Source organism: Nocardia sp. CY15 (assembly GCF_009829295.1).
Lineage (GTDB): Bacteria > Actinomycetota > Actinomycetes > Mycobacteriales > Mycobacteriaceae > Nocardia > Nocardia sputi.
This window is the reverse complement of record NZ_VUOT01000093.1, coordinates 1-1,250: the sequence shown is the minus strand read 5'-3', so window position 1 is coordinate 1,250 and position 1,250 is coordinate 1. Positions and strand designations below refer to the sequence as shown.

Genomic DNA, 1,250 nt, shown 5'->3' with positions numbered 1-1,250 from the left:
TGGCCGGTCCCCGATAATGCGACCACCCGGGAGTAGAGCCCGGGTTGTTCGTCAGTTGTCAGTTGATCCCGCAGTCCACCGGGTGGTGGGTGTGGGTGCAGGCCGCAGCGTACTCAGCCGGTGTCCGGTAGCCCAGGGCTGAATGCCGGTGCCGCAGGTTGTGGTCGGTTTTGAAGTCGCCGATGACCACGCGGGCCTCGAGTAGAGAGGTCCAGTGGTTGCGGTTGAGGCACTCGATGCGCAACCGGCGGTTGAACGATTCGATGTAGCCGTTGTTCCATGGTGTGCCGGGCGGGATGTAGGTGATCCCGATCCTGTCAGTGCAGAAGCGTTGCAGCGCTGTAGAAATCATTTCCGGGCCGTTGTCACACCGCAGCACCTTCGGCACGCCCCGGGTGGTGAACACCCGGGCGAGTTCGGCGACGAGTTTCTCGCCGGTGATGGAGCGTTCCACCAGGTGCAGCAGCGACTCGCGGGTGTGTTCATCGACCATCGACGCGATCTTCACCGCCCGACCATCGACGGTGGAGTCGAACTGGAAGTCCAATGCCCATACCGTCTTCGGTGCATCCGCGGCGACCGCCGGCACCGACGAGGAGCCGAGGCGTTTGCGTCGGTGATGCGCCCGTACCTGCAGGCCCTCCTGCTTCCACAACCGGTGGACCCGTTTGCGGTTGACCCGGTGACCTTCGTCGAACCGCAATGCCGCCCACGCCCGACGAAACCCATGGCACGGGTTCTTACGCGCATACTCGCGCAGCCAGGCCCTGGCGCCGACATCGGGATCGTCCGGGGTCTGGTCGAGCGGAAGCCGCCGGAACGTGGACCGATGCACCCCGACGACCTTGCAGGCGAACCGTTCCGACATGCCCTTGACCTGCAAGAGCATGCCCACCGCCCGCCGCTTGGCCGCCGGGCCTAGAAGTTTCCCCGAGCGATCTCCCGCAATGCGTCCTTCTCCAGCTCGGCATCAGCCAGCAATCGCTTCAACCTGGCGTTTTGCTCGCGCAATTCCTTGAGTTCTTTGGCGGCGTCGGTATCCATCCCGCCGTACTGGCGCCGCCAGTTATACAAGGTCGCCGCCGAGATCCCCAGGTCAGCCGCGATCTCCTCACCCGAAGCGCCCGCGGCGGCCAACTCGTCGGCACGGCGCAGCTTCCGCACGATCTCTTCGGCGGAATGCCGCTTACGTCCAGCCATGGTTCTCAGTGTCCCTTCCAGCCCCTCACCAGGGCCAACGGAACTCTAGT

The 1,250-nt window shown here is 64.6% G+C and carries 1 protein-coding gene; it reads right to left on the bottom strand.

Annotated features, from left to right (window positions below):
* Positions 1-58: 58 nt before the first annotated feature.
* A protein-coding gene (locus GVY39_RS33725; protein WP_159931034.1) for an IS3 family transposase occupies positions 59-1,200 on the bottom strand; the annotation gives its coding sequence in 2 pieces (ribosomal slippage) (positions 59-933 and positions 933-1,200; 1,143 coding nt in all).
* Between the last annotated feature and the right edge of the window lie 50 nt (positions 1,201-1,250).